General features: G+C 56.5%; 5 protein-coding genes. All 5 read right to left on the bottom strand.

The window, feature by feature from the left end:
- On the bottom strand, positions 1-1,533 hold a 1,533-nt coding region (locus tag ACOSYY_RS08960), incomplete at its 3' end, for a hydrogenase 4 subunit F (protein ID WP_421661924.1).
- A 14-nt stretch (positions 1,534-1,547) separates the two neighbouring features.
- Positions 1,548-2,213, bottom strand: coding sequence for a formate hydrogenlyase (locus ACOSYY_RS08965; protein ID WP_421661925.1), 666 nt, complete (start codon positions 2,211-2,213; stop codon positions 1,548-1,550).
- 4 nt (positions 2,214-2,217) lie between these two features.
- Positions 2,218-3,168, bottom strand: coding sequence for a respiratory chain complex I subunit 1 family protein (locus tag ACOSYY_RS08970; protein WP_421661926.1), 951 nt, complete (start codon positions 3,166-3,168; stop codon positions 2,218-2,220).
- A 3-nt stretch (positions 3,169-3,171) separates the two neighbouring features.
- Entirely contained in the window at positions 3,172-5,199 is a 2,028-nt protein-coding gene (gene hyfB / locus ACOSYY_RS08975) for a hydrogenase 4 subunit B (protein WP_421661927.1), read from the bottom strand.
- A gap of 335 nt (positions 5,200-5,534) precedes the next feature.
- On the bottom strand, positions 5,535-6,338 hold an 804-nt coding region (locus ACOSYY_RS08980; protein WP_421661928.1), incomplete at its 5' end, for a carboxypeptidase regulatory-like domain-containing protein.

The raw sequence follows: 6,338 nt of genomic DNA on the forward strand, positions 1-6,338 counted from the left end.
TTGAACCACCAGAATTCTGGTCGCTTGTTCCAAGAGTTGTTGTATGGGTTGGGGCAGAAACACGCTGAATCCAATAAGCGATCCGGTAAGCAGAATGATCGGTAGATGGCCGAGTGTCCAGATTTCTCCCCGGACAATTCCTTCCCGTGGAATCCCCCACACCATCCCGGTCATGCGATACAGCAGACCGCCGAACGAAAGAACCGCAGAAATCAGAAATACCGAAGCCAACGCGACCCGACCGAATTGGTCCGATAATGCCACCGTCACCATGCCCTCGGTGCCGGTGAACCCCATTCCCGGAACTCCTTGCGAGGCCAGGGCTGTGACAATCTGGAGTTCGCTCGCAAATGCCGCGAATGGAGGAAGCGCCGATAAGGCCAACCCCGAGGTCACTAGCCCGAACGCCGTCCAGGGTTGTGCTATGGCCAACCCCTGTACACGATCGATTTCCACCGTGTGAAAGCGGCGGTGAACGTTGCCTGCAGCAAAAAACGCCATCGACTTAGCCAACCCATGATTCAACAGATGAAACAGCCCGCCGAAGGTCCCCAGCGGCCCCCCGACCCCGAATCCAATTATGGCGATCCCCATGTGCTCGATGCTGGAATAGGCAAACAGCCGTTTATAGTTGTGCTGGATGAGAATGAAGAACGTCGCCGTCACGAATGAGGCAAATCCGAGCAACGCCAACAGCCCGCCGGTGAAGTCAGCTGGCACGGCGTGGTCAATGATCATTCTCATCCTGATGATGGCATAAACCGCGACCACTTCGAGGACACCAGCGAGCATGGCCACCACCGGAGCCGGCGCCTCCGTGTAGGCATCAGGCAACCAGCTATGCATCGGGACGAGCCCCACCTTGGTACCATACCCGACCAGGATGAAGATGAAGGCCAACTTGAGGACCTGCGGATTCAACCGATCGGCCACAGGGAGCAGTTGCGTCACATTCAACCCCTGACTGACATCGCTCAGCACCTGCAGCGACGAGTAATACAGCAACACGACACCGAACAAGGCGAGCGAGATTCCCACCGAACACAAAATGAGGTATTTCCACCCGGCCTCCAGAGACTCCCGTCGCCTCCAAAAAGCAATCAGAAAGGTGGTAGCGAGCGTCGTCGCCTCGATCGCCACCCACTGCACCCCGACACTGTTCGCAACAGTCGCGACGACCATGGCAAGCACAAACATATGGAAGAGGAAAAAGAACAGATTGAGTCGTGTCGGGGCGATCACGCCCTGCGCCACTTGTTCGTCCATGTAGGAACGCATGTAGAACGAACAGGCCAGTCCGACTGCTCCGATGATGAATAAAATGAAGGTCGACAACGCATCGAGATACACCAACTGTCCCAGGGCCGTGAATGGGCCATCGCTCAGCACGGTTTGGGTGATCACGAATTCTGCGATCACGAGCGCGCCCAGACTGATCAGGTTGATCACATGGAGCAGTGCGGAGCGGTGGACGACCAGACTCAGCCCTCCCGCGAGAAGCGGCGCGACCAACAAGACCACGATTGCGATCATCAACTGCTCCTCTGTTATTCCTTCAGCGCGGTGAGGCGACTCGTATCGACGCTGTCGAACGCGTCTTGCAAGCGATTCGTATAGATTCCCGCGATCAACGTCGCAATGAGCACATCGAAGAACACACCAAGTTCCACGATCAACGGCATCCCATGTGTGGAGGCCGTGGCCCCCAAGAACAGCCCGTTTTCCATGACCAGAAAACCCACGAGTTGTGTGACGGCCTTTTGTCTCGCGATCATCGTAAACAATCCGATGAGCACGATCGCGAGGGCGATGGCCAGAGAATCACGCGTGAGCAGAGAGCCCAACGGAATGATCGGTTGCGAGATGAAGACGGCCAACATGACCAGCCCGCCGCAGATCAACAGCCCGGCCGGCACGTTGATGTACATTACCAGCTCTCGCTTGACGTTGAGGCGATCGATGATTTTCTTGAGGACCCGCGGAATGATGATCACTTTGATGACACCGGTCAGCGCCGCCGCCATATAGATGTGCGGGTTCCCGGTCAAATAGGCGACCAGGGCCGCCGTCACGACGAGAAAGGCCGACTGCAGCGCGAACAGGTCGACGCAGGCCGAGAGCCGCCGTTGCGCCACAATCGCGAAACAGGTCAACAAGAGCAAGGCCGAGCATACGTTGACGAGTTGCGATCCAATGGAAGAAAGCACCTGCATCCGTTCAGCTCCGAAGAATGTAAAAGAACAGCAACCCGAGCAGCGCGAGGATAAACGCCACCCCTAGCAGATCCGTGACCCGGAACAGCCGCAATTTTGCGAACATACATTCAAGGACTCCGATCAACACCGCGAGCACTGCGATCTTTAGGATGTAGACCAGAAGCCCGATCCCTATGGCGGCGGGCGCCACCGTAGTCGCGATTCCCCAGGGCGCAAAGACGTTGGCGATCAAAGAGAGGAACACGGCCAGCTTCAGGTCGGCCGCCCATTCGAGTACGGCAAGATAGCGCCCGGAGTATTCAAGGAGCATGGCTTCATGGATCATGGTTAATTCGAGATGTGTCGCCGGATTATCGACCGGTACCCGTCCTGTCTCTGCGAGCGCCACGATAAAGAGGGCGGCCAGCGCCATCAGATGCGGCGATGGGTCCGTGACGATATCTTCCAACAGCGCGGTCTTATGGACAATGGTGCTCACGTTGGTCGAACCATTGGTCAGGGCAATCGCAAAAATAGCGAGAATCATGGCCGGTTCGGTCAGCGACGCCACGATCGCTTCCCGGCTGCCGCCCATCCCGCCAAAGGCCGATCCGGCATCGAGTCCCGCGAGAATCAAGAAAAATGTGCCCAACGCCAAGAGATACACCACCGCAATGATGTTTCCCGCAAAGTTCATGGGTGTCTGCGAGGTGAACGTGGGGACCAGTAGGCCCGCAGTCAACGTGGAGGCAAATACGATATAAGGCGTCGCAGTGAAGATCCATGAGGTGGTGGTCGAGATGACCGCCTGCTTCTGGAAGAGCTTAGCCAGGTCAGCGTAAGGCTGGAGGAGGTTCGCGCCCCGTCGCAATTGCAAACGTGCTTTAACCTTTCGGATCAAGCCCACGAGAAGCGGTGAGACGGCCAGTAAGACGGTCGTCTGAGCCACGATGAGAGTGATCGCTTCGAGCATCGATTACACCGCAAGCAACAGCAAGGCGATCAGTGTGACGAAAATATAGGTCAGGTAGAGATGTAGACTGCCTGCCTGGATGACCTTTAGGCGGTCGGCCAAAGTCGCGAAGAACGCCACCAAGGGATCGTAGAGATACTTCTCAAAAATCGGTTCGATGTGAAATTCAAAGTGTCGTCGTTTCGCGAAGTATCGTGACTCGTCGAGAAACTCCGTCTCGAGTTTGACCGTCGGCTGGTAGATCGTACTGAAGACTCGTTTGATCGGCTGGACAAAACCGGTCGCGGTGTATTCCATCCGGGGTGAGAGGTTGAGCCCACAGCCCCAGGTCTTGTAACGGCGTGGTTTACGACGACCACCGAACGTGACGGCTAGTGCCAAGCCTAGCAGCGACAGCGCAACCAGCAACAGCGCAAGCACTGGTGTGGAGAGGCTTGAGAATTCGACATTCACCGGTGCCAGCGCCCAACCATCTATCGCCAGAATGTTCTTTGCGATCGATATCCCTGCCAGAGGAGTGACAACTCGGTCCAACAGCGGAACCACCACCACCGGGGCGATGCCCAAGGCCACACAGAGGGTGGCTAAAAAACCCATCGCGATGCGCATGGGAACCGGAACTTCCTCAGCGTGACGGGCATGTGCGTTCCGTGGCCGCGCGAGAAACGCAATCCCGAATGCTTTGGCGAAACAGGCCAAGGCCAGCACGCCGGTCAGGGCTAGGATCGCGGCTGCGATCGGCAGCATCAGTTTGAGAAACACCGCCGGAATCTGAAAACCGAGAAAGAGGCTTTGGAACACCAGCCACTCACTCACAAATCCATTGGTAGGAGGTAGAGCGGAAATCGATACGGCCCCGATCAAAAAAAAGAGCCCCGTCCAAGGCATGCGCCGAAGTAACCCGCCGTACTCTTCCATATTGCGTGTATGTGTCGCATAGAGCAGCGAGCCGGCTCCTAAGAACAGCAGGGCCTTGAACATGGCGTGATTGATCGTATGGTAGAGCCCGGCCAGCAGTCCGAGCGCGGCGAGTTCCTTCAATCCATAGGACTGAAAAATCATGCCGACCCCGATGCCCAACAGAATGATGCCGATGTTTTCCACACTGTGAAACGCGAGGAGCCTCTTGAGGTCATGTTCCATCAACGCATACATCACACCCAGTAACGCAGATGTTGCCCCGAGGAGCAGCACCGTGAAGCCCCACCACCAGGGGAACTGCCCGCCGAAGAAATCGAAATAGACCCGGATCAAACCATAGATCGCGGTTTTAATCATGACACCGGACATCACGGCTGAGACATGCGACGGCGCCACCGGATGCGCATAGGGCAGCCACACATGGAGCGGTACGATGCCGGCCTTCGTGCCGAACCCGATCAACGCCATCAGAAATACGAGAGTTTTCATGCCCTCGTGCAAGGGCTGCCCTGGATGCCGGAAGGCTTCAAAGGAGAACGACCCGGCACCCTGGAAGAAGATCAGGAACGCCATGACAATGAACGCGGTTCCGACATGCGTCATGATCAAGTAGAACACCCCCGCGTACCGCACGTCCGCCTTCTCGTGCTCTGTGACGACCAGAAAATAGGACAGGAGCGACATCAGTTCCCAGGCGAGCAGGAAGAAGAAGCCGTTGTCCGCAAGGACGACGAGCGTCATAGAGAGGAAATATGCGTTAAAGAGCGCTCCGAGCGTGGCCGGCGATGCGTGCCTATTTAAATGTCGTACGTATCCAATGGAATAGATCGAAGCGGCAAGGCCCACAATGGAGATGGTCAAGACGAAGAATGCCGCCAGTGGATCAAGCCGAATTGCCAAGATGAGCAGAGGAATTGTGGACGTGAGTGAGCCCGAAATGGGTTCCAAAGACGTGAGGCCAAGAAAGCCCAGAACGACGCCGGCGCTTGTCGCCACGGCGGCGGAGGCGCTGGCGGCAAGGTTTTGAGCTTCGGGGCGTCGGAAGAGACAGAGCGGAAGAAGCATCCCGGCCACGTACCCGCCGAGGAGGATCCATAACAGATTCAGCATGCGATCGCTTGAAACCCTCGTGTTCTTGTCAGATTACTTCAGGGCGCTCTGCGGTTCGTCCGCAACATTGGCTGAGATGCAGGCTGAACGCTCATCCGAATCGGCGCGGACCGAATGTCCACCGACATGAATCTTCCTTCTCACCCCCCCACAACGACATGTGCGACGGTTAACAACAGTGCGATGACCAGCATCGTGTAGCATGTTGTTTTCCAAGCCTGCCATGCCCGCGTTTCATTGTCTTTCACGATGAGCCTCCTGCTTATTGAAATCCGGACTTGAGCGGTGAGTATGTGCAATGCCGTTCGGCTTACGGCACTCAACGCGCGGTCCGGTCATTCGTGCGCCTGTATGTGGACCATCGGCTCAATCTCTTTCTTCTGTTCCTCCGTCACGCTATATTGCATATAGTCGTGTTCTAGTGCTTCATTGACGTAGAGCCGCCCAGTCGGCGCCAAGACCGCGAAGTCTGCTTCCGTGGTTCCTTTCGGTCCAACCGTGACGGATTGTTCATTGACTGTTCGGATATAGGGATGCCACACCACCAGCTTGTAGGTGCCGGGCGGCACATCGGTGATCGTGAAACGGCCCTGCTCATCCGTCTTGGCGAAGTAGGGACTGTTGACGGCCAGACCCCAGCTCTCCATGTAGGCGTGGAAGCCGCATTGCATGACGAAGACCCGGCGATCTTTGCTGAGCATGACCAATTCTTTTTTCGGCGCTCCGGCCTTGTGTTTGTGATACAGCGCGGCGTCGCCGCGGTCTCTGAAGCTTCGTGGATGTTGTGGGTTCATCGGAAGTGGGACGTTGAAGAGGACGCGCGCACCCAAATGTGACGTCTCATAGGCTTGTATGTCGTGCATGACCGGGTCCATGTTGACGACCGTCACCGATTTGTTGTCCCGCACCACTGTCGTGAAGGGGAGAAAGAGACAATCTTTCGCTTCGATCTGTGGAACCTCGCCGTCCTCAAAGGGTTTCCCTTTCTTGACTCCCTCAAGATAGACCACCACGTCTCGGAACTTGCCGCCTGGCCCGATGTTGAACGGTTGAAGAATGCGCCAGCCTTGCCCATCGGAAATGCGCCCGCAATAGTAAGGATCGGGCAAGGTGGTGAGATTGTAACCCTTTGGCTTCGG

The organism is Nitrospira sp. BLG_2, from assembly GCF_049222245.1.

What these genes read in the sequence shown, in the direction of transcription:
- ACOSYY_RS08965 (WP_421661925.1), bottom strand. Translation starts at nt 2,213, where the DNA reads ATGCAGGTGCTTTCTTCCATTGGATCGCAACTCGTCAACGTATGCTCG.
- ACOSYY_RS08970 (WP_421661926.1), bottom strand. Translation starts at nt 3,168, where the DNA reads ATGCTCGAAGCGATCACTCTCATCGTGGCTCAGACGACCGTCTTACTG.
- hyfB (WP_421661927.1), bottom strand. Translation starts at nt 5,199, where the DNA reads ATGCTGAATCTGTTATGGATCCTCCTCGGCGGGTACGTGGCCGGGATG.